We start from the raw sequence: 22,489 nt of genomic DNA, 5'->3' as shown, positions 1-22,489 counted from the left end.
CAAAGTTGTGATCGAAAATTTGCGTAACATCGCCATCATCGCGCACGTAGACCATGGTAAAACTACCCTGGTTGACAAGCTGCTGCAGCAATCCGGTACGTTTGATGCGCGTGCCGAAACCCAAGAACGCGTGATGGACTCCAACGATTTGGAGAAAGAGCGTGGGATTACCATCCTCGCTAAAAACACCGCGATTAAATGGAATGACTACCGTATCAACATCGTTGATACCCCAGGGCACGCCGACTTCGGTGGTGAAGTTGAACGTGTAATGTCCATGGTAGACTCCGTTCTGCTGGTCGTTGACGCAATGGATGGCCCAATGCCACAGACGCGCTTCGTGACCAAAAAAGCTTTTGCCCATGGTCTGAAGCCAATCGTTGTTATCAACAAAGTTGACCGCCCTGGCGCGCGTCCTGACTGGGTTGTTGACCAGGTCTTCGACCTGTTCGTTAACCTCGACGCGACCGACGAGCAGCTGGACTTCCCTATCGTTTACGCCTCTGCGCTGAACGGTATCGCTGGTCTGGACCACGAAGACATGGCTGAAGACATGACCCCGCTGTATCAGGCGATTGTTGACCGAGTTCCTGCGCCAAACGTCGATCTCGACGGCACCCTGCAGATGCAGATCTCTCAGCTCGACTACAACAACTACGTTGGCGTAATCGGCATTGGTCGTATCAAGCGCGGTAAAGTGAAGCCTAACCAGCAGGTTACTATCATCGATAGCGAAGGCAAAACCCGTAACGGTAAAGTCGGTAAAGTACTGACCCACCTGGGTCTTGAGCGTATCGAGAGTGACGTTGCGGAAGCGGGCGACATCATCGCTATCACCGGTCTGGGTGAACTGAACATCTCCGACACCATTTGCGATCCGCAGAACGTCGAAGCGCTGCCAGCTCTGTCCGTTGATGAACCAACCGTATCCATGTTCTTCAACGTCAACACCTCTCCGTTCTGTGGTAAAGAAGGTAAATTCGTTACCTCTCGTCAGATCCTTGACCGCCTGAACAAAGAGCTGGTACACAACGTTGCGCTGCGCGTTGAAGAAACCGAAGACGCTGATGCATTCCGCGTTTCGGGTCGTGGTGAGCTGCACCTGTCTGTTCTGATCGAAAACATGCGTCGTGAAGGTTTCGAAATGGCGGTTTCCCGTCCGAAAGTTATCTTCCGCGAAATCGACGGCCGTAAACAAGAGCCGTTCGAAAACGTCACGCTGGACGTTGAAGAGCAGCATCAGGGTTCTGTGATGCAGGCTCTGGGTGAGCGTAAAGGCGACCTGAAAAACATGAATCCAGATGGCAAAGGCCGCGTACGTCTCGACTACGTGATCCCAAGCCGTGGCTTGATCGGCTTCCGTTCAGAGTTCATGACCATGACCTCCGGTACCGGTCTGCTTTACTCCACCTTCAGCCACTACGACGACGTGCGTCCGGGCGAAGTGGGCCAGCGTAACAACGGCGTGCTGATCTCCAACGGTCAGGGTAAAGCGGTTGCGTTTGCGCTGTTCGGTCTGCAGGATCGCGGCAAGCTGTTCCTGGGTCACGGTGCTGAAGTTTACGAAGGCCAGATCATCGGTATTCACAGTCGTTCTAACGACCTGACCGTAAACTGCCTGACCGGTAAGAAACTGACCAACATGCGTGCGTCCGGTACTGACGAAGCAACGGTTCTGGTTCCACCGATCAAGATGACTCTGGAGCAGGCTCTGGAATTCATCGATGATGACGAACTGGTAGAAGTGACTCCACAGTCAATTCGTATCCGTAAACGTCACCTGACCGAGAACGATCGTAAGCGTGCTATGCGCGGTGCGAAAGAAGACTAATACGGTCAATCCGTAGGCCGGGTAAGCGTACGCGCCACCCGGCAGCTAAAAAGCCGCTGATTTCTCAGCGGCTTTTTTATTAGAACGAGTACCGTAACCCCAAGCGAATCCGGTACTGCTCGCGGTTGTAATAATTCCATCTGTCCAGCCACTGAAGCTCAAGGTACGGCAGCCAGTTTCTGTCGATCTTATAGCTAAACTTATTGGTAATTTCCCAGTGATGGTCTTTGCCATTTTTGCTGTGATAATCATTCACCCGCTGGAAAAAGTGCGGTTCAAACGTGTAGAAAAACGCATCCGTCACTTTGAAATTCCAGTAGTTGGCAAACTCGTGCGTGTCGTTTTTATCCATCTGCCCGTTATAGTCCGGCGTATCATAATTGTTATGGTTATAGCGATAGCGGAACGTCAGGTTGAACCAGTCGACGAATTTATAGTTGGTGTCCAGATAGACCGCGCCACCCGAACCGGCGCTGCTGTCGTTAATTAATCCACCGGGCCGGAAGGTGAGTTTGTCGGTGGGTTTAAAGAGCGGATACCACCCCTCAATTTCGTTATAGCTGTGCTTCAGCTCATCCCATTTCCCCACGTTATAGGCGTTGGTGAACATCAGCCCCGCGCCCATATCGAAGTTATATCCCGCACGCAGGATTACCTCGTGCATCTCAGAGGCAGTATTGTAGGCTTCACGGGTTTCGACATAGGCCCCGGCAAATACCGGGCAGGACACAGACGACACGATCAGTACAGTAATGATTTTTTTCATAATTTGTCCATGTATCAGGTACAGAAGGGCCTCCCTCCTGATAAGCAGGAAGGACATAGTGGCCGGATTTATTGTTATAAAGTGACTGCTGACGCTTTATTGTTGGTGGTTATCTCAGGGGTATTCGCTGATGTTTTTTTCCGTTTTCCTATCTCCTCGATAATAAAAGCGAAGCGCGCTTCGTTGAGTTTATAAAACAGCCCCATGGTCACGGCGGCCACGATCGCCAGACCGCACGGCCAGAGGAAAATAAGCTGGCGCAACCCCAGCAGCGTGCCTGCGCTCTGCACCGCATGGGGAACGTAACCAATCTGGGTCAGCATAATGCCGGGCAGGAAGCCAGCGAGGGCGGCGGATATTTTGCGCGAGAAGGTATACCCGGTGTACACCGATCCTTCGGCGCGGATGCCGGTTTTCCACTCGCCATAATCGACGGTATCCGGAACCAGCGCCCAGTTCAGGCTGTTCACAAACGCCGTGCCGAAGAAGGCCATGCAGGAAAACAGCACGAACAGCAGGGAGCTGGTCCCCCAGAAGAAGTTCAGCACGTCACCTACCGCCCACAATGCCAGCCCGCCCAGATAGACCGGCTTCTTGCCAAAGCGCTTCACGGCGCCAGGTACCAGAAACACGCCAATCAGAATGCACCCCATGCTGAAAAAGCCCATCCACGACAGCAGATGGAGATCGTTCAGCACGTACTGGGTGTAATAGACCTGAATCGCCAGCTTTATGTTAAAGGCGGCGAGGGTGCACAGGTTGGCGATACACAGCACCAGCAATGGCGGATTGCGGAAAATCGCGCAGAATGATTTGAGGATGCCGGGTTTGTGGTGAGCGGGCGTGAGCTCCACGTAGCGCTCTTTCACCCCGCTGTAGCACCACCACATGCAGAACAGGCCACCGGTGACGAACGCCAGTGCGGCCACCAGGTAGCCGAGAGAGGGCTGGTGGACGAAAAGCGCCTGAATGGGCATAAAGCCGACGGTGCAGAGCAACAGCCCGACCGTTGCGCCGCCCTGGCGCCATGCCGCAAGCTGCGCACGTTCGTTGGGGTTTTTGGTAATGGCCGGAACCATAGCGCCGTAAGAGCAGTTCATCAGGCTGTAGCACAGGCCAAACAGCATGAAAAGCACGGTGGCGAGCGCCGTTTTCACCGTCAGGCTAAAGTCGTTGGCCATAAACTGCGCCGTCGCGACCAGCGCCACCGGGACGGAGGCGTAAAGAATAAACGGCCGGAATTTTCCCCTCGCACCGATATTGCGCCGGGAGTCCAGCAGCACGCCGGTCAGCATGTCGGTAAACGCGGTAAAGAATTTCGCCACCAGGAAAATAATGCCGCCGTAGAACGCGGGCATGCCCAGTTCATCCGTGTAAAACTTCAGCAGATACAGCGTGCCAATACACAGCATCAGGTTCGAGCCAAAATCGCCCATTCCGTAGGCGCACTTCTCTCGCAGGCTCAATTTCAGGGTTAACGGATCAGTATTATGCGTCATGGTCGATCCTCAGAGCGCCCCGCAGGGCGCTCTATCACGTCATTTATGCCGTACGTTTGCGCAGTTCGATCTCTTCCACGATGCGCACATACATCTTCTCGTTGAGGTTGTAGAAGCAGCCCATCGCCACGATGGTGATGACCGCCAGCAGGCTTGGGTAGATAAATATCAACTGCCGCAGCCCTTCAACCGTCCCGGCGGATTGCACCACGTTGGGCACATAGCCGATCTGCGTCAGCATGATCCCCGGGAAAAAGCCCGCCAGCGCCTGGGAAACCTTGCGGAAGAAGGTAAACCCGGTGTAGACCGTCCCCTCGGAGCGCACGCCGGTGCGCCACTCGCCGTATTCCACGGTATCGGACACCAGGGCCCAGTTCAGGCTGTTCACAAATGCGGAACCGAAGAACGCCAGGCAGGAGAACGCCACAAAGCTCACCGAGCCGCCGCCGAAGAAGTAGTTGAGCAGATCGCCCGCCACCCAGATCATCAGCCCGCTGATGTAGACCTTTTTCTTCCCGAAACGCCGCACCGCGCCGGGCATCATAAAGACGCCGATAAAAATACAGCCCATGCTGAAGAAGCCCATATACGACAGCAGGAGCGGGTCGTTGAGCACGTACTGCGTGTAGTAAACCTGGATGGCGAGCTTGACGTTAAAGGCGCCCAGCGTGCACAGGTTAGCGATGCACAGAATAAACAGCGGACGGTTCCCGGCGATGGCGCGAAACGACTGCAACAGCCCCGGCTTTTGCGCCGGATGAGCAGGCCGCGTCTCGACGTAACGCTCGGTCACGCCCTTGTAGCACCACCACATAAAGAACAGCCCGAACAGCGAGAAGAGGGTTGCGGCGAAGATGTAACCAAGCTGGTCGTTACCTTCAATCAGGTTCATCACCGGAACAAAGCCGACGGTACAGAGCAGCAGGCCCAGCGTGGCGCCGCCCTGACGCCAGGCGGCCAGCGAGGCGCGCTCGCCCGGGTTTTTAGTAATGGCGGGCACCATCGCGCCGTAGGAGCAGTTCATCATGCTGAAGAACAGGCCGTACAGCATGAACAGCACCGTTGCCATCACTGTCTTACCGGTGATTTCAAACGGCGTGCCGACGAAGTTGGCAATCGCCAGTAAGGTTACCGGAAAGGCGGCGTACAGTACGAACGGGCGGAATTTCCCTTTCGGGCCAATCTTACGTCGGGAGTCGAGCATGATCCCGGTGCCCATGTCGGTGAAGGCGGTAAAGAACTTGGCAATCAGGAAGATGATCCCGCCGTAGGTTCCCGGCAGCCCCAGCACGTCGGTATAAAATTTAAGCAGATAAAGGGTGCCGATATCCAGCAGGATGTTCGAGCCGAGATCGCCCATCCCGTAGGCGAGTTTTTCTTTAAACGGCAGGCGTAGGGCTGCCGGATCGGAAGTATGTTGACTCATTATTATTCTCCGTCTGCCCGCAGGTTTCACTGCGGGCGAGCCTTATCAGATATGACGTAAGGTACTAAACAGGTCTGCCCATTCGCTGTGCTGGCGATAGAAGACCGGCGGCTTACCGAGCGGGGCGTCAACGGTCACGTCGCCGCCCCGGCAGGTTTCTCCGGTCCACGCATTCACCCAGCTGTCCTGCGGCAGATAGAGCGTCCAGTCGGTGCGCCCCTCTTCGTGAACGGGCGCCACCAGCAGATCGCGGCCAAACAGATACTGGTATTTCAGCGTGTAGGCGCGCGCGTCGTCCTCGTAGTGCAGGAACAGCGGGCGCATTACCGGCAGGCCGCTTTTCGCGTTCTGCGCGACGGCGGCTTTGATATACGGCTTCAGAGTGGTGAAGACGGTGGTCATGCGCGCGAAGTGCGCGATGGTTTCCGCATCGCCGTCGAACTGCCAGTTGTCGCCGGGGCGGTTGCCTTCATGGGTGCGCATCATCGGCGTGAAGGCGCTGAAATCGCACCAGCGCAGCAGCAGCTCTTTGCTGCGCTTCATCCCGAACAGGGTGGTATAGCCGCCGATGTCGCTGTGGTGCAGGCCGTGCCCGGTCATCGCCAGGGACAGCGCCGCCGGAATAACCGAGGCCGGGCCGTCGTCCAGGCTCCAGTCAACGTTCTGGTCGCCTGCCCACATCATCACCGAATGCTTCTGGCTGCCGGTGTAGCCCGCGCGCATGAAGAACAGGATCTCGCCGAGCTTGCCGGTCTCTTCCAGCGCCTCGTAGTTACATTTGGCCCACAGGGCTGGCCAGGCGTTGTGCATGATCTCTGCGCTAACGCCGTTGTGCAGGAAGGTGTCAGTCGGCAGATATTCCCCGAAATCGGCCATCCAGCCGCCGCAGCCCAGTTCGATCAGGTTCTTTTTGATGACCCCTTTGTACCAGTCGTAGGCTTCAGGATTGGTCAGGTCGATAACGCCCGCATAGAACTCGCCAAACTCGACGTGGTAGTCCTTGCCGTCGGCATTTTTGGTCAGATAGCCGCGTTTCGCCGCCTCTTCGCAGAGATCTCTGTCGCTGGCAACGTACGGGTTGATATAGGAGAGGAACTGCACGCCTTCCGCTTTCCACTGCCGGATACGCTCATCAAGCTGTGGATACAGCTCGCGGTTCCACTTCCAGTTCCACATCACGCGTTTGCCGAAGGAGGTCATACGGATGCCGGACCAGTCCTGCGCCCAGATGCCGTTCACCTTGACGCCGCCTTTGCGCATCACGTCGATCTTCTGCTGACACACCTCGGTGCCGCCCTGAATACCCAGCGTCACGCCGTCGTACACCCAGTCCGGTAGCTCCGGCTGTCGCCCCAGCAGGCCGGTGAGTTTTTCCAGCAGATCGACGTACGTTTCCGCACATTCGAAGCGCAGCGTGGCGTTATCCTCCCAGAACGCCAGCTCGTGGAATTCCGGCGCGCTGAAGTCAAAGTTCATGTAGCAGCTGTTATCTACGTGGCAGTAGTACTTCTGGGTGCTCACGAAGGTAGGCTGCGGGAAGAAGGTCCAGTAGTAATCCCCGCCTGCGTTCTCCTTGCAGTCGGCCTGCCAGGTGACAAAGGTTTGCTTGTTACGACCCACGCCCTGTTCGCTGGTCCACAGCGGGAACGGCTTGCCGCGCAGATCGAAATAAGAGAACTGCTCGCCGCAGCCGTAAATGTGATCTTCAGGCTGTGCCGCCAGCCGCAGCCAGATGCGGTTATGGCAGGTGGCATCATTTTTAAGCTTCAGCTCCAGCCGACCTTCACCATCCACGCCCACCGTTAGCGTCGCGCTCACCGCGTCGCCACGGGTAAAGCGGATCGCCCAGCCCGCGCTTTGCTGCGTGACGGTTGCGTCCGTCAGGGCAATCTTTTCGTTGAGCTTGTCTTTGATGCTGAAGTTGCCGCGAAACATCTCGATATCGGCCTCGCCCGCGCCGATCCACAGGCAGGGCGCTTCCGCGGTGTGGGACAAAATCAGGCGGTTTTCCCAGTGTAGGGTGAAACCCCTTTCGTTATTTTTCAGGTCAATATTGTGTAGGGTACGCATAAGAACTCCGTCTTTTATTATTTGGCCAGGCTATCCAGCAGGCCGGCGGCCGTTGCCGGGGCTAAGCCCGGTGCCAGCGGCAGGCGAGGGATCACCAGGCAGTGCAGCAGATGGTAAATATCCTGCTTGCCGTCCCAGACTTTGGTTGTCACTTCGTTATTGGTATCCAGCTCCTGCCACCAGGACCCGTTCTCGTAATCCATCAGGTACTTAATGCAGTAATCCCACCACTTCTGATACCAGGCTTCGTACTGCGCTTCGCCGGTCACGGTGTAGAGCGCGTAAGCCGTGCCCATCGCTTCGACGATCGGCCAGCGCACGCGCTCGCGGACGATAGGCTTGCCGTCCCAACCCACGGAGTAGACAAAACCATCGGCCCCGTCCGGTGCCCAGGCGTCGCGGATAGTGGCGTGGAACAATCCTTTTGCATCTTCCAGCAGCCACTCAGGCGGGGTTTCAAAGCGGGCTTCCAGCGCGGCGCGCAGGTGCAGCATCAGGCGGCCCCACTCGATCCAGTGCCCCGGCGTGCCGCCGTAGGCGCGGAAGCGATGGGCTGGGTTATCGATGTTGTAGTCGCGGATTGGGTTCCAGTTGGTGTCGAAATGCTCGTTAACGCGGTACTCCCCTTTGCGCGCCACGTCGTGAATAATCACCGAGGCGATGCGCAGGGCGCGGTCGAGCCACTTGCGGTCATGCGTCACGTCATAGACGATCAGGAAGGCTTCTACGGCATGCATGTTGGCGTTGCCGCCGCGGTAATCCTCGGTTTTGCTGAAGGCCTCGTCCCAGGATTCGAGGCACATTTGTTCCTCCTCGCTCCAGAAATAGCGCTCGATTATCTCAATGGCGTCGTCAAGCAGCCTGCGCGCATGCGGATGGCCGGTGGTCACGGCGCTCGCCGCGCCCAGCAGCACGAAGAAGTGCTGATAGCCCTGCTTGGAGGCGTCGATCACCCCCTCATCGTTCACGCAGGCGTACCAGCCGCCGTGCTGTTTATCGCGCAGTGGGCCGTTGAGGGCATTAATGCCGTGCTCAACCAGGGCATACGCGCCGGGGCGGCCCATGTTTGCCGCCACCGCGTACACGTGCAGCATGCGGGCGGTGATCCACAGATGCGTGCCCATATCGCTGCGCACCTGGCCGTTATTGCCCAGCCAGCCAAAGCCGGTCGGCACGGCGGCGTTTTTACCGAAATCGAAAATACGGTCGGTCTCTTGTTCGAGCCAGCGGTTATGGCTCAGGGTGTTAAACCATTTCATGTTCAGGTCCTTTCTTAACGGCGAGCCATCATTTCGTCGACTATCTCACCCAAACGCTGCAGTTTCGGCACAGAGACGTCGCGCAGCATCATTTTCGTATCCGGCAGCCCCACCACGGACGACCACACGGCGCGACCGGCTAAAAAGCCGGAAGCCCCTGCCTGCATGGCAACCTGCACCGCGCGCGGGAAGAGCTTATCGTCCACCCCGGAAGAGAGGATCACCCACGGCATATTGATTTCCGCGTTCAGCTTCTGCGAGGCGGCCAGCAGCGCCTGCTGCGTGCCTTTACCAAACAGCGGCATCTCCACTTTGTAGAGGTCGGCGCCGCTGTCGCCCAGCTCTTTCGCCGCATCAATAATCGCCTGCTCGCGGTCAAACGCGGCTCCGCGACGCGGCGGGCGCACCACCGGCTCAATGATGCTCAGCAGCCCGTTGCTGTGGCACAGCGTGTTGAACGCCTGCACCATCTCCAGCCGCTGCTGCGGATCTTCATCGCTGCGCCAAAGCACCAGCAGCTTCAGCGCCTTGCCGCCATCGCGCTTGACCGCCTGCGCGTCGATGTTCTTGTCGATCACCACGCTGTCGACCGGAATACCGTTGCCCGGTATGAACTCGTCGGCTGCCACAATCATCGCGCAGCTTTTGGCAACGGCCTGCTGCGCCACAATCTGGCGATAGCAGAACTGCTGGTCGACGAGAATGGCGGAGGCATACGGCGACAGGATTTTGGCAGCGTTAACCTTAAAATCCGTGAGGTGCTGGTCGGTTACCGGCACCGGCGCGCCTGCCGCCGCAAACATCAGGCGCATCGCTTCGCGCTGGTCCACGGCCAGCATCGCAAAACCGCCGGAAGGTCGGGTGATATCTTTCAGGGTGTACATCGTCATTCCTCAGTCCTTTCGTATCAGAGTGTTTTTTTCAGCCCGGCAGATGCGCGAACCTGTTCGAGAATGGCCGTCCAGTCTTCGCGTCCGCGCCCGGCGGCACGTGCCTGGTTGTAAACTTCGCGGGAAGCCGCGCCGAGCGGCATCGGGACGTGGAGCTGGTTGGCCACGTCGAGCGCAATGCCCAGATCTTTATGCGCAAGGTCGATCATGAAGGCGGGGGAAAGGTCGCCTTTCAGCACCTTGTTCGGCCATGAGGTTGTGAAGTGGCCTTTACCCGCAGGCGTGCCGCTCATCACCTTGAGCGCCACGTCGAAGGAGAGGCCGAGCGCTTCGCACAGCACGGCCGCCTCGGCCGAAAGCGCGTTCAGGGCGATACTCATATAGTTATTGATAAGCTTCACGCGGATGCCCATGCCCGGGCCGCCAGCGTTAATCAGCTCGTTGCCCATCGCCATGAGTACCGGGGTGGCGCGCTCAACCTGCCGCGCCGTGCCGCCTGCCAACAGAAGTAACGTCCCGGCGATGGCATGGTCAGACGTGCGCCCGACGGGGACGTCCATCAGGCTGAAGCCGCGCTCCGCCATGTCGCGGATCAGCGCGTCGGTTTGCAGCGGATGAATGGTGGACATATCTATCACCAGCGCGTCGCGTGATAACCCTTCGCAAACGCCGTGGTCGCCGAACAGGACGCTGCGCACCAGGTCGCCGTTTGGCAGCATAGTGATGACAAACTCGGCCTCGGCTGCGGCCTGCGCGGGCGTTGCCGCCGCCTGTGCACCACTTTCCACCAGCGCCTGAACGGCCTGCGGATTCACATCAAAGACCTGAAGCCGGTGGCCTTGCTTCAGCAGATTCTTCGCCATTGGCGCGCCCATCTGCCCTAAACCGATAAATGCGATTGCTGACATGCCTCTCTCCTGTCACTTCGTGTCAATTTTTGCGCGTTTATGTTGTCTGTTTTTGATCGTATTTGTAATTTATCGTCAAAAAATAGACATGGGTCACTTTTTAAACATTTGGTGAAATTAAAATGAAGGCATCAGAAATTGCAGAAGGAATCACCATGACTCGCATCGTTTGTGTCGGCATTACCGTGCTGGATCGCATCTGGTATATCGATGATTTACCAAAGGAAGGTGGGAAATATGTCGCAAAAGACTACACGGAAGTGGGCGGCGGCCCGGCGGCTACTGCGGCGGTGGCGGCGGCAAAACTTGGGGCGAAAGTGGATTTTATTGGCCGGGTGGGGGATGACGATACCGGCAGAAGGCTGCTCGCGGAGCTGGAATCCCTGGGGGTAAATACCCGCTACACGCGCGTGTTTAAGGGTGCCCGTTCGTCACAATCGGCGGTGCTGGTAGACGCCAGCGGGGAGCGCGTCATTGCGAACTATCCCAGCCCCGATCTCCCCTCTGCGGCAGACTGGCTGCATGAAATCGATTTCTCACAATGGGATATCGTCCTGGCAGACGTGCGCTGGCATGACGGGGCAAAACAGGCATTCACACTTGCCCGCCAGCAGGACGTTCCGACCTTATTGGATGCCGACGTCACCCCGCAGGACATTGCGGAACTGATCGCCTTAAGCGACCACGCTGCCTTCTCCGCGCCGGGGCTGCGGCGCTTAACGCAGTTGGATGAAACCGTAGGTGCGCTGAAAAAAGCACAAACGCTCACAAATGGACATGTGTACGTTACCCAGGGGCGAGACGGCTGCTTCTGGCTGGAGAGCGGCACATTGTGCCATCAGCCCGGCTTTGAGGTGGATGTAGTGGATACCACCGGTGCGGGCGACGTTTTCCACGGCGCGCTGGCGGTTAGCCTGGGGCAGCATGTCCCTGTGGACGACGCCGTGCGGTTTGCCAGCGCGGTCGCCGCCCTGAAGTGCACCAGGCCCGGCGGGCGTGCGGGGATACCCGACTGTGATCAAACCCGCTCTTTTTTGTCACTTTTTGTATAAAATGCGGGGCGTGATGGTTTTCAGAGGACAGCCCATGAGCCTTACCGAACTGACCGGCAACCCGCGTCACGATCAGCTGCTGACGCTGATTGCCGATCGCGGCTATATGAACATTGATGAACTGGCGCAGCTGCTGGATGTCTCCACGCAAACGGTGCGGCGGGATATTCGTAAGCTCAGCGAGCAGGGGCTGATTACGCGCCATCATGGTGGGGCGGGCCGGGCGTCAAGCGTGGTGAACACAGCCTTCGAGCAGCGAGAAGTGTCTCTCACCGAAGAGAAGCGGGCGATTGCCGAAGCGATTGCGGACTACATTCCCGATGGCTCGACCATCTTCATCACCATCGGTACGACGGTGGAGCATGTCGCCCGGGCGCTACTTAATCACAATCATTTGCGCATCATTACCAACAGCCTGCGGGTGGCGCACATTCTCTATAAAAATCCGCGCTTTGAAGTGATGGTGCCCGGCGGCACGCTGCGCCCGCATAACGGCGGCATCATCGGCCCTGCGGCGGCGACGTTTGTGTCTGGCTTCCGGGCGGACTATCTCGTGACCAGCGTGGGGGCGATTGAGCATGACGGCGCGATGATGGAGTTTGACGTCAATGAAGCCAGCGTGGTGAAAACCATGATGGCTCACTCGCGCCATATTTTACTGGCAGCCGATCATACGAAGTACACCGCATCCGCCGCCGTGGAAATTGGCAACGTGGCGCAGGCCACGGCGCTCTTTACTGATGAACTCCCCGGCCCCACGCTGCAAAACCATCTCAAATCCAGCAAGGTTGAGGTGGTTGAAGTGAATTCAAACGACGAACAGCAGGCGGGGTAATCCGTTTATGGCCCGGACTTCAGGTTCGGGCTGCTCCTTTCTCTAAGCTGAATCTGGCGCATAGCCAAACCTTCTCTTTCCCGCTACAGTTAATTTTCCACGGCGAGCAGGAGATAAACATGCTTTATATCTTTGACTTAGGAAATGTAATCGTCGACATCGATTTTAATCGGGTGCTGGGCGCATGGAGCGATTTTAGCCGTGTTCCGCTGGCGACGTTAAAGCAGAATTTCGCGATGAGCGAGACCTTCCACCAGCACGAGCGCGGTGAAATCAGCGACGAGGAATTTGCAGAACGTTTCTGTCAGGAGATGGGGCTCTCGTTAAGCTACGAGCAGTTTTCACACGGCTGGCAGGCCGTATTTGTCGCCATCCGGCCTGAAGTGATCGACATCATGCACAAGCTGCGCGAGCAGGGACACCGCGTGGTTGTCCTGTCCAATACCAACCGCCTCCACACCAGGTTTTGGCCTGAAGAATACCCTGAGGTTAAGGCGGCGGCAGATAAAATCTATCTCTCGCAGGAGATGGGCATGCGTAAGCCTGAAGCGCGAATTTATCAGGCTGTTCTGCTGGCAGAGGGATTCACCGCGGGCGATGCGGTCTTTTTCGACGACAATGCCGATAATATAGAGGGAGCTAACCAGTTGGGTATCACGTCAATTCTGGTGACCGGAAAAGAGACGATCCCCAACTACTTTGCGAAGCAGCTATGCTAAAAACCGTTCATCAAAAAGCCACACATCATACGCGTCCGCTGCGGGCCTGGCTGAAGCTGCTCTGGCACCGGATTGATGAGGACAACATGACCACGCTGGCGGGTAACCTCGCCTACGTGTCGTTGCTTTCACTGGTGCCGCTGGTGGCGGTCATCTTTGCGCTTTTTTCCGCCTTCCCGATGTTTGCGGAAGTGAGCGTACAGCTTCGCCACTTTGTTTTCGCGAATTTCATTCCCGCCACCGGCGACATCATTCAGAACTACATCGAGCAGTTTGTTGCCAACTCTAACAAGATGACGGCGGTGGGGGCGTGCGGTCTTATCGTCACCGCGCTGCTGTTGATGTACGCCATTGATAGCGCGCTCAACACCATCTGGCGCAGTAAAAAAGCGCGGCCCAAGGTTTACTCGTTTGCCGTCTACTGGATGATCTTAACGCTTGGCCCGCTGCTGGCCGGGGCGAGCCTTGCGATCAGCTCGTACCTTCTGTCATTGCGTTGGGCGAGCGATTTTAACGGTGCCATTGATAACGTCCTGCGCATCTTCCCGCTGATTTTGTCATGGCTCTCTTTCTGGTTGCTTTATAGCGTTGTCCCGACCACGCGCGTGCCTAACCGTGATGCCGTTATTGGCGCACTGGTGGCCGCGGTACTCTTTGAACTGGGAAAAAAAGGGTTCGCCCTCTACATCACCATGTTTCCGTCCTATCAGCTGATTTACGGCGTGCTGGCGGTGATCCCCATTTTGTTTGTCTGGGTCTACTGGACCTGGTGTATCGTCTTGCTTGGTGCCGAAATAACTGTCACTCTCGGCGTATACCGCGAACTGAAAAAAGCAGCAGCAGCTGAAAAACAACAAGAAGCAGACCAACCATGATTGCATTGATACAGCGCGTAACCCGTGCCAGCGTCACCGTGGAGGGAAAGGTGACGGGTGAAATTGGCCCAGGACTTTTGGTGTTGTTAGGTGTCGAAAAGGATGATGACGAACAAAAAGCCAACCGCTTGTGCGAGCGCGTGCTGGGCTACCGCATTTTCAGCGATGCGGAAGGCAAGATGAACCTGAACGTCCAGCAGGCGGGCGGCAGCGTGCTGGTGGTTTCCCAGTTTACGCTGGCAGCGGATACCGAGCGCGGCATGCGCCCGAGCTTCTCCAAAGGCGCCGCGCCGGATCGAGCAGAAGCACTATACGAGTACTTTGTTGAGCGTTGTCGCCAGCAGGAAATGAATACGCAAACCGGACGATTCGCTGCAGATATGCAGGTTTCGCTGGTGAACGATGGTCCCGTCACATTCTGGCTCCAGGTATGAGCCAACTGGCGGCGTGGCCGCGGGTAACAAGAGAGAGTACAGCTATGTATCACCTTCGAGTACCGCAAACGGAAGAAGAGTTAGACGCTTATTACCAGTTCCGCTGGGAAATGCTGCGCAAGCCACTGCATCAGCCAAAAGGCTCTGAACGCGATGCCTGGGACGCGATGGCCCACCATCAGATGGTGATGGACGAAGAGGGTAACCTCGTCGCCGTCGGGCGTTTGTATATCAACGCCGATAACGAAGCGTCTATTCGCTTTATGGCGGTTCATCCCTCCGTACAGGACAAAGGGCTGGGGACGCTAATGGCGATGACCCTTGAGTCCGTGGCCCGTCAGGAAGGCGTTAAGCGCGTCACCTGTAGCGCTCGCGAAGATGCCGTAGAATTCTTCGCCAAGCTTGGTTTTGTGAATCAGGGGGAAATCACGACCCCGCAAACCACGCCGATTCGTCATTTTTTGATGATTAAACCCATCGCCACGCTGGATGATATTCTTCATCGCGCCGACTGGTGTGGTCAGCTGCAGCAGGCCTGGTATCAGCACATTCCGCTCAGTGAAAAAATGGGCGTGCGCATTCAGCAGTACACCGGACAAAAATTTATTACCACCATGCCGGAAACCGGCAATCAGAACCCGCACCACACCCTGTTTGCCGGAAGTCTTTTCTCACTGGCCACGCTCACCGGCTGGGGACTTATCTGGCTGATGCTCCGCGAGCGCCATCTGGGCGGCACCATCATTCTGGCCGATGCCCACATTCGCTATAGCGCACCGATAAGCGGCAAGCCGAGCGCCGTGGCCGATCTGGGGTCACTGGGTGGCGATCTTGACCGTCTGGCACGCGGCCGCAAAGCGCGCGTACAAATGCAGGTTGAGCTGTTTGGCGATAAAACACCGGGTGCAGTGTTTGAAGGCACCTACATCGTTCTTCCGGCGAAGCCCTTCGGCGCGTATGAAGAGGGTGGGAACGAGGAGGAGTAATCTCCTGTTCACGCTCCCCGGGCATGCTGAATCCGCCCGGCGATATCCCGCATAACGTCTCGCGCTGACTGGCTGACGCCGCCAAGCTGAAAGAAGCCATGGATGACGCCCAGCCAGCGCTGAGCGGTACACTTCACACCCTGCTCAGTCAGATGCTGATACAACATTTCTCCCTCATCGCACAGCGGATCGTACTCTGCTGTAATGATATGCACTGGCGGAAGCCCGTAAAAATCATCGCGCCACAGCGGGCTGGCTTCCGGATGCTGCCGGTCAGTCTCTGCGAGATACATTTCATACCCACTGAGCAGGGTATCGCGGGTGATAATATAATCCGTGCCATTAAGGGCATAGCTTTCAAAACTGGCGGTGGCGTCGAGCATGGGATAGATGAGAATGAGCTGTGCGGGTTTCCATCGCCCTTTCGCCTTAAGCCGCAGCGCCGTTACCAGCGCCAGATGCCCTCCTGCGCTGTCTCCACAGAGGGTGAGCCGGTTTTTATCCACGCCTAATTTGTCTGCATATTGCCAGACCAGATCCGCACCTCTTTCCGCATCGTCATGTGCGGCGGGGAAAGTATGCTCCGGTGCCAGCCTGTACTGAATTGCAATCACCCGGCAATTGCCGTAGCAGGCTAACTGACGGAGTTGGTTGTCATGGGTATCAAAGCCGCCGCTGATAAAACATCCGCCGTGGTAGTAGATGGCAGCAGGCAATAGTTCAGGCGCATCGAGAGGTGAATATACCCGAATGGTAAGACCCTCAAGAACAAGCGTCTCCACCTGAACGCGCGTTTCGGTCTCCCCGGCAAGCCCCGTGCTGGCGATATAGCCTGCTCGTCGCACCTCAATGGTCTGTCGACGCGACGAGGGCCGACCTGCAGCGATAAATCCCTGAACCAGCTGCGCAATACCCTGTTCCAGTGCCATGAGAATTCCCTTTAGCTGTATGGATATACAGTTTTATAGCCTGGTTTGATTCAAAAGAAAACAAGAATAGCGTTGCGGACAACAATCTGGAAAGCGGCTCGCAAGGCGATAACGCGTCTTTCAACGAGAAGGGGGAGTATTTGGCATGAAAGACGGCGGGAAGTGCTGTCGAGCTGTAGGCCGGGCAAGCACGCGCCGCCCGGCACTGTCACAGGGAATTACTCCCCTTCGCCCGGGAACAGGAACGGGTTAATCGAGCTGCGGGCAAAGCCCTCCTGCTCCATCTTCGCATCCAGAATCAGCGAGGCGAGATCGTCGGCCACCGCTTCGACTTTCGGGTCTTTTTCCTGATACAGAATCTTCAGGTAAGTGCCGCAGTCGCCGCAGCTTTCGGCTTTCACCGCTGCGTCTTCATTTTCCAGCGACCAGTAGTTGAGATTGCGAGTCTGCTCGCAGTTGCTGCACTTTATGCGCACCACGTGCCACTCGGTTTCACACAGGTTGCAGTGCAGGTAGCGTAGCCCCTGCGTGGTGCCAATCTGCACCATGCTGGAGACCGGCATGGAGCCGCAGACCGGGCAGAACTGGCGCGCCTCGCCGTATTCGGCGCGGGCTTTGCCCGGGATCAGGCTCGCCATTTGCGCCCAGTAAAGCGACAGCGCAGCCCAGATAAACGGCGCTTTATCGCTGCTCACCAGCGAGAAGTCAGAGGCAAACAGCGCGCTCGCCATCTCTTCCAGCTCCAGGTCAGAGGCTTTTTCCAGATTTTCGATGACCGCCAGCGCGGTACCGCTCATCTCGGGCTTCAGCTCGGCAATGAGCGAATGCAGCAGCTTTTGCCAGTGCTTGTCGCGCGGCAGGACGTGAATATCCAGCGGCGGCTTGCCCTGCGCGTTGGCTTCTTTGATGCGCGCGGTCAGGTCCATTTGCAGCGGGTGGTCGTACAGCACCACTTCCTGCGCGTGGGCGACCAGCGCGGCAAAGCGCAGAAAATCGCCCAGCGGGTTGTTCTCTGCCAGCTCGCGCAGACGCTCTGCGCGGCGGTTGTAGAGGTTCTTGAGTCTGGGGAATAACAACGGCGGAATATAATCCGCCGTGCGTTTCTCGCTCGACCCCAGCTCATCTTGCGGGATTATGCGAATACTCATTCAGTTTTCTTTTCCGTTGTCTTTCGGACTTCACGGTACCAGCGCGGGTGATGTTTCTTCGCCCACGTACTGGTTACCCATCCTTCCACCATCGCGGTAATGGTGCCTTTCACCCAAAGGGCGGCGTAGATATGCACCATGATAACCACAATTAACGCTACTGCGGCAAATGAATGCAGCATCAGCGCGAATCGGATCACCGGGATTGAGAAAGCAGGCGCAAAGTATGGACGCCAGATGATCACGCCGCTCACCAGCAACAGGACCAGGAAGATAATCGCCGCCCAGAATACGCATTTCTGGCCGAAGTTATAACGCCCGGTATCACCCACTTCCTCGTTGACGACGATCTTACGAATATTCTTCGCCCAAAAGATATCATCCCGATTGATTAGGTTATGGTGCCAGTAGCGGAAAAACATGATGATGAACGACGCGAACATGATGACGCCCACAAACGGGTGCAGGATACGCGCCAGCTGTGGTGTCCCCATGATCTGCATTAGCCAGTTGAAGGAGGGGAAGAAGAACCCCAGCCCGCTTATCGCCGCCAGCATAAAGCAGAAGGCGGTGATCCAGTGGTTGATGCGTTCCGGCGCGGTGTAGCGCACGATGGTGTCACGTTTTCTCATTTGCGCACCTCGTCTTTCTCTTCATGCAGGTTGTCGTCTTCCTCTTCCGCGCGGTTCGGACCGACGCCGACGTAGTGGAAGATGCTCGCTGCGAAGGTGGCAGCAAAGCCCACCGCTGCCAGCGGTTTCCAGATGCCTTTCCAGAACTTCACGGTGGCGCTGATTTCCGGGTTTTCCGGCAGGCCGTGATACAGGTTCGGCTTGTCGGCATGGTGCAGCACGTACATCACGTGCGTACCACCAACCCCGGCCGGATCGTACAGGCCCGCGTTGTCGTAACCACGGGTTTTCAGCTCGCCCACGCGCTCTGCCGCCAGCGTTTTCATATCCTCTTTGGAGCCAAAGTGGATAGCGCCGGTTGGGCAGGTCTTCACGCACGCTGGCTCCTGGCCGACGGTGACGCGGTCAACGCACAGCGTGCATTTGTAGACGCGGTTGTCTTCCGGGTTCAGGCGCGGTACGTCGAACGGACAGCCCGCGATGCAGTAGCCGCAGCCGATGCACTGTTCGGACTGGAAGTCGACGATGCCGTTGGCATACTGAATGATAGCCCCTTCTGACGGACATGCCTTCAGGCAGCCAGGATCCGCACAGTGCATACAGCCGTCTTTGCGGATAAGCCATTCCAGCTTGTCGTTCTGCTCCACTTCCGAGAAACGCATTACCGTCCAGGACTTGGCGGTCAGGTCAGCCGGGTTGTCGTACACCCCGACGTTGTGACCCACTTCGTCACGCAGATCGTTCCACTCCGAGCAGGCCACCTGACAGGCTTTACAGCCGATACAGGTGGTCACGTCGATAAGCTTCGCCACTTCCTGCTGGTGGTCCCGCGCCTGAGGCGCGGGCGTGAAACCGTTAGTCGCGGAACGACGGATAATGTCTTGAGATTGATAAGCCATAAGTCGTCTCCGTTACACCTTTTCCACGTTCACGAGGAAGGCCTTAAACTCCGGCGTCTGCGTGTTCGCATCGCCGACGAACGGCGTCAGGGTGTTCGCAATGAACCCTTTCTTCGCCACGCCCTCATAGCCCCAGTGGATCGGAATACCGATGGTATCCACCTGCTGACCGTGAACGTTCAGCGTGCGGATACGCTTGGTCACCACCGCCTTGGCTTTGATATAGCCGCGGTTAGAGGAGACCTTCACGGTATCGCCATGGGCGATGCCGAGCTTGCCCGCCAGCTTCTCGCCGATCTCCACAAACTGTTCCGGCTGCGCGATGGCGTTAAGCAGCGCGTGCTTGGTCCAGTAGTGGAAGTGCTCGGTCAGACGGTAGGTGGTGCCCACGTACGGGAACTTGTCCTTTTTACCCAGCGCTTCGAAATCGCCCTTGAAGATACGGGCTGCCGGGTTAGAGACCACGTTCGGGTGCAGCGGGTTGGTACCCAGCGGCGTCTCAAACGGCTCGTAGTGTTCCGGGAACGGCCCTTCCGCCATCTTATCGATAGCAAACAGACGCCCCATCCCTTCAGGCTGCATGATAAACGGTCCGACATCGCTGCCTGGTGCGGCAGTGCTGTAGTCCGGAATATCCACGCCGCCCCATTTCGCGCCGTCCCACTTCAGAAGCTGACGCTTCGGATCCCACGGGTTGCCCTGTGGATCAGCGGATGCGCGGTTATAGAGGATGCGGCGGTTGAGCGGCCACGCCCATGCCCAGCCCAGCGTATTGCCGAGGCCCGACGGGTCGGCGTTGTCGCGGTTGGCCATCTGGTTGCCCTTCGGCGTCCAGCTACCGGCAAAGATCCAGCAGCCGCTTGACGTGGTGCCGTCATCGCGCAGGTGCGCGAAGGTGCTGAGCTGATCGCCTTTCTTCGCCAGCACGGTACCGGTGGCCGGGTCGATAACGTCCGCCAGCGCCTTACCGTTGCTCTCCATCGCCACTTCTTCCGGCGCTGGGTTTTCCGGCGTCGAGTAGTTCCAGGTCATGTTCAGCACCGGCTCAGGGTTCGCGCCGCCTTCTGCCGCATACATCTTACGCAGGCGTAAGAAGATACCGGCCAGGATCTCGCCGTCGTTCATGGCGATACCCGGGGCGTCCGCGCCTTTCCAGTGCCACTGCAGCCAGCGTCCGGAGTTGACGATAGAACCGTTCTCTTCCGCGAAGCAGGTAGACGGCAGACGGAACACTTCGGTCTGAATCTTGGATGGATCGACGTCGTTCGATTCACCGTGGTTCTGCCAGAAGGTTGAAGTCTCGGTATTGAGCGGGTCAATCGTCACCAGGAACTTCAGCTTCGACAGAGACTCAACAACCTTGTTCTTGTTCGGGAACGAGGCAACCGGGTTAAAGCCCTGGCACAGGTAGCCGTTCACTTTGCCCTGGTGCATCATCTCGAAATACTGCAGAACGTCGTAGCCTTTGTCCCACTTCGGCAGCCAGTCAAAGCCCCAGCTGTTTTCAGCCGTCGCTTTGTCGCCGAAGAAGGCTTTCATCATTGAGACGAAGAACTTCGGATAGTTGCCCCAGTAGTTTACCTGGCCTTCGAGCAGCGGTTTAGGCGTGCTGGCCGTCAGGTAGGTTTGCAGATCGGTCTGTTTCTCGCTTGGCAGGTTCATGTAACCCGGCAGGCTTTGAGACAGCAGGCCGAGGTCGGTCAGACCCTGAATGTTGGAGTGACCGCGCAGGGCGTTCACGCCGCCGCCTGCCATCCCCATGTTGCCGAGCAGGAGCTGAACCATCGCCATGGTACGGATGTTCTGCGCACCGATGGAGTGCTGCGTCCAGCCGAGGGCGTACAGGAACGACGCGGTTTTGTCTTTCGCGCTGGTTTCGGCGATAAGCTCGCATACCTTCAGGAAGTCTGCCTTCGGCGTACCGCAGATGTTTTCGACAACCTCCGGCGTGTAGCGGGAAACGTGCTCTTTCAGCAGGTTCCACACGCAGCGCGGGTGTTGCAGGGTGGTGTCGCGCTTCGCAAAGCCTTTTTCATCCAGCTCGTAGTTCCAGCTGGTTTTGTCGTATTTGCGTTTTTCGGCGTCGTAACCGCTGAACAGGCCATCTTCGAAGTGGTAATCCTCACGCACGATCAGGCTGGCGTTGGTATAGGCTTCGGTGTATTCGCGGTTATATTTTTCGTTGGTCATCAGGTACAGCAATACGCCTGACAGGAAAGTGATGTCAGTACCTGAACGAATAGGGGTGTAGAAATCCGCCACTGACGCAGTACGCGTAAAGCGGGGATCGATCACAATCAGTTTCGCACCGTTGTGGATTTTGGCTTCCATCGCCCAGCGGAACCCGACAGGGTGCGCTTCAGCGGCGTTACCGCCCATCACCACAATGAGGTTGGCGTTTTTGATGTCGACCCAGTGGTTGGTCATCGCACCGCGACCAAATGTTGGAGCAAGACTTGCTACCGTTGGTCCGTGTCAGACGCGCGCCTGGTTATCGACCGCGAGCATACCGAGTGCGCGCGTAAATTTCTGGGTTAAATAACCGGTTTCGTTGCTGGAAGCAGAGGCACACAGCATCCCGGTGGAGAGCCAGCGGTTGACCGTGACGCCGTCGGCGTTCTTCTCAACAAAGTTCGCATCGCGGTCTTCTTTAATATGTTTTGCGATGCGGTCGAACGCCTCTTCCCAGCTAATTTGCTGCCATTTATCAGAGCCAGGCGCACGATATTCAGGGAATTTCAGGCGGCTTTCAGAGTGGATAAAGTCAACCAGACCGGCACCTTTCGGGCACAGCGCGCCGCGGTTAACCGGATGATCCGGGTCACCTTCGATATGGAAGATAGACGCTTTGGCGTTTTTAGCACCGTCGCCGAGGCTATACATCAACAGCCCGCAACCGACAGAGCAGTACGTACAGGTATTACGGGTTTCACGGGTGCGCAGCAGTTTATATTGCCGCGTCTCCGCCAGCGCTACGCCGGGCGCAAAGCCCAGTGCCGCCGCCGTGGTGCCTGCCATACCGCCAGCGCAGATCTTAAAGAACTGCCTTCTGCTGACCTGCATGGGTCACTCCTTGTTTCGACATTGCTTACATATGTAGTTTTGACTTCGCGGCTGAAGAATGACCGCAAAGGTGAAAATTTGCGTTAATCCCTCAATTCCACGAGGGATATCATCAGAATACCACAATGTCGGTACAGCTGTTCTAATGGCGTTAATACAAAGTGAACGTATTATCACCATGTTGATTATAAAGTGTGATATTGATCACATTAACAGCTCCGCTTGTTAAAGGGGTGTAGCGGCTGTCGGGTTGCACCCCTTCTAAATG

Annotated in this window: 19 protein-coding genes; 7 read left to right on the top strand and 12 right to left on the bottom strand. The window is 57.1% G+C overall.

Annotated features, from left to right (window positions below; translation table 11 throughout):
- Nucleotides 1–7 precede the first annotated feature (7 nt).
- The gene (typA, locus tag KGP24_RS23040; RefSeq protein WP_032639914.1) at nt 8–1,831 is read left to right on the top strand and encodes a ribosome-dependent GTPase TypA; all 1,824 of its coding nucleotides are present in this window, start codon (nt 8–10) and stop codon (nt 1,829–1,831) included.
- Between the two features lie 79 nt (nt 1,832–1,910).
- Here typA and ompL read toward each other — a convergent pair whose 3' ends face one another.
- From ompL to yihU, 7 genes are all read right to left on the bottom strand, one after another.
- Complete coding sequence (ompL, locus tag KGP24_RS23035) at nt 1,911–2,597, bottom strand: porin OmpL (protein WP_223561906.1); 687 nt, start codon at nt 2,595–2,597, stop codon at nt 1,911–1,913.
- 74 nt (nt 2,598–2,671) lie between these two features.
- Nucleotides 2,672–4,096: an MFS transporter gene (locus KGP24_RS23030; protein WP_223561905.1), complete on the bottom strand. Its 1,425-nt coding sequence runs from the start codon at nt 4,094–4,096 to the stop codon at nt 2,672–2,674.
- A gap of 43 nt (nt 4,097–4,139) precedes the next feature.
- A complete protein-coding gene (locus tag KGP24_RS23025) occupies nt 4,140–5,522 on the bottom strand; it encodes an MFS transporter (RefSeq protein WP_223561904.1) in 1,383 nt (460 codons plus the stop codon).
- A gap of 45 nt (nt 5,523–5,567) precedes the next feature.
- Entirely contained in the window at nt 5,568–7,592 is a 2,025-nt protein-coding gene (locus KGP24_RS23020) for an alpha-glucosidase (protein WP_223561903.1), read from the bottom strand.
- 17 nt (nt 7,593–7,609) lie between these two features.
- The gene (gene yihS / locus KGP24_RS23015; protein WP_223561902.1) at nt 7,610–8,851 is read right to left on the bottom strand and encodes a sulfoquinovose isomerase; all 1,242 of its coding nucleotides are present in this window, start codon (nt 8,849–8,851) and stop codon (nt 7,610–7,612) included.
- A 14-nt stretch (nt 8,852–8,865) separates the two neighbouring features.
- On the bottom strand, nt 8,866–9,741 hold the full coding sequence (yihT, locus tag KGP24_RS23010; RefSeq protein ID WP_223561901.1) for a sulfofructosephosphate aldolase: 876 nt from the start codon (nt 9,739–9,741) through the stop codon (nt 8,866–8,868).
- Between the two features lie 17 nt (nt 9,742–9,758).
- A complete protein-coding gene (gene yihU / locus KGP24_RS23005; RefSeq protein WP_223561900.1) occupies nt 9,759–10,649 on the bottom strand; it encodes a sulfolactaldehyde 3-reductase in 891 nt (296 codons plus the stop codon).
- A gap of 155 nt (nt 10,650–10,804) precedes the next feature.
- Between yihU and KGP24_RS23000 the strand changes: the two genes are divergently transcribed.
- The 6 genes from KGP24_RS23000 (at nt 10,805) to fabY (ending at nt 15,550) form a co-directional block, all read left to right on the top strand.
- The gene (locus tag KGP24_RS23000) at nt 10,805–11,701 is read left to right on the top strand and encodes a sugar kinase (protein WP_223561899.1); all 897 of its coding nucleotides are present in this window, start codon (nt 10,805–10,807) and stop codon (nt 11,699–11,701) included.
- A gap of 34 nt (nt 11,702–11,735) precedes the next feature.
- Nucleotides 11,736–12,536, top strand: coding sequence for a DeoR/GlpR family DNA-binding transcription regulator (locus KGP24_RS22995; protein ID WP_223561898.1), 801 nt, complete (start codon nt 11,736–11,738; stop codon nt 12,534–12,536).
- A 119-nt stretch (nt 12,537–12,655) separates the two neighbouring features.
- Nucleotides 12,656–13,255, top strand: coding sequence for a glucose-1-phosphatase (gene yihX, locus KGP24_RS22990; protein WP_223561897.1), 600 nt, complete (start codon nt 12,656–12,658; stop codon nt 13,253–13,255).
- Complete coding sequence (locus KGP24_RS22985) at nt 13,249–14,130, top strand: virulence factor BrkB family protein (protein WP_223561896.1); 882 nt, start codon at nt 13,249–13,251, stop codon at nt 14,128–14,130. The genes yihX and KGP24_RS22985 overlap by 7 nt, the downstream gene beginning before the upstream one ends.
- The gene (dtd, locus tag KGP24_RS22980) at nt 14,127–14,564 is read left to right on the top strand and encodes a D-aminoacyl-tRNA deacylase (RefSeq protein WP_223561895.1); all 438 of its coding nucleotides are present in this window, start codon (nt 14,127–14,129) and stop codon (nt 14,562–14,564) included. The genes KGP24_RS22985 and dtd overlap by 4 nt, the downstream gene beginning before the upstream one ends.
- Before the next feature lie 44 nt (nt 14,565–14,608).
- Nucleotides 14,609–15,550, top strand: coding sequence for a fatty acid biosynthesis protein FabY (fabY, locus tag KGP24_RS22975; RefSeq protein WP_023309755.1), 942 nt, complete (start codon nt 14,609–14,611; stop codon nt 15,548–15,550).
- 8 nt (nt 15,551–15,558) lie between these two features.
- On the opposite strand, the gene KGP24_RS22970 is transcribed toward fabY, so the two are convergent.
- From KGP24_RS22970 to fdnG, 5 genes are all read right to left on the bottom strand, one after another.
- Nucleotides 15,559–16,479, bottom strand: coding sequence for an alpha/beta hydrolase (locus KGP24_RS22970; protein WP_223561894.1), 921 nt, complete (start codon nt 16,477–16,479; stop codon nt 15,559–15,561).
- Nucleotides 16,480–16,697: 218 nt separating this feature from the next.
- Nucleotides 16,698–17,627 (bottom strand): formate dehydrogenase accessory protein FdhE, encoded by a 930-nt coding sequence (gene fdhE / locus KGP24_RS22965; RefSeq protein ID WP_223561893.1) that lies wholly within the window; start codon nt 17,625–17,627, stop codon nt 16,698–16,700.
- The gene (gene fdoI, locus KGP24_RS22960) at nt 17,624–18,259 is read right to left on the bottom strand and encodes a formate dehydrogenase cytochrome b556 subunit (RefSeq protein WP_223561892.1); all 636 of its coding nucleotides are present in this window, start codon (nt 18,257–18,259) and stop codon (nt 17,624–17,626) included. Before fdoI ends, fdhE begins: the two co-directional genes overlap by 4 nt.
- The gene (fdxH, locus tag KGP24_RS22955; RefSeq protein ID WP_008501831.1) at nt 18,256–19,158 is read right to left on the bottom strand and encodes a formate dehydrogenase subunit beta; all 903 of its coding nucleotides are present in this window, start codon (nt 19,156–19,158) and stop codon (nt 18,256–18,258) included. Before fdxH ends, fdoI begins: the two co-directional genes overlap by 4 nt.
- A 12-nt stretch (nt 19,159–19,170) precedes the next feature.
- Nucleotides 19,171–22,221 carry a formate dehydrogenase-N subunit alpha gene (fdnG, locus tag KGP24_RS22950; RefSeq protein WP_121423257.1) on the bottom strand — a complete coding sequence of 1,017 codons (3,051 nt, stop codon included), beginning with the start codon at nt 22,219–22,221 and terminating at the stop codon, nt 19,171–19,173.
- Nucleotides 22,222–22,489 lie beyond the last annotated feature (268 nt).

The organism is Enterobacter sp. JBIWA008 (assembly GCF_019968765.1).
Lineage (GTDB): Bacteria > Pseudomonadota > Gammaproteobacteria > Enterobacterales > Enterobacteriaceae > Enterobacter.
This window is presented reverse-complemented; position numbering and strand designations above follow the sequence as displayed.